This is a genomic window from Pontibacterium granulatum (genome assembly GCF_029961155.1).
Taxonomy (GTDB): Bacteria; Pseudomonadota; Gammaproteobacteria; order Pseudomonadales; family Balneatricaceae; genus Pontibacterium; species Pontibacterium granulatum.
In genome coordinates this window covers 1-365 of sequence record NZ_JASBRH010000073.1, presented here as the reverse complement: position 1 = coordinate 365, position 365 = coordinate 1, and the positions used below count along the sequence as shown (strand labels likewise).

Below are 365 nucleotides of genomic sequence, written 5' to 3'. Positions count from 1 at the left end.
AGAGGGAAATTGGGGTGGACGATGGGGCTCGAACCCACGACCACCGGAATCACAATCCGGGGCTCTACCAACTGAGCTACGCCCACCACAGCGTACAACCTTTAAGATGCGCGAATCGATAGATTCACGCCGCGAGGCTAAACACTCACATTGCCGAGTGTACAACCTCAACAAAGAGGAGAATCCTAAACAAAAAAAGCCAACCCTTAAGGCCAGCCTTCTGATATGCGAGGTATGATCCTCATAACGCCTTATCCCTAAAACAGGGAATGGGGTGGACGATGGGGCTCGAACCCACGACCACCGGAATCACAATCCGGGGCTCTACCAACTGAGCTACGCCCACCACAGCGTAAAATAAATGG

2 tRNA genes are annotated in these 365 nt (G+C 52.6%); both read right to left on the bottom strand.

What is annotated here, in order from left to right:
* Positions 1-10: 10 nt before the first annotated feature.
* Positions 11-86, bottom strand: a tRNA-His gene (locus QKW35_RS21285).
* 184 nt (positions 87-270) lie between these two features.
* Positions 271-346, bottom strand: a tRNA-His gene (locus QKW35_RS21280).
* Positions 347-365: the final 19 nt, after the last annotated feature.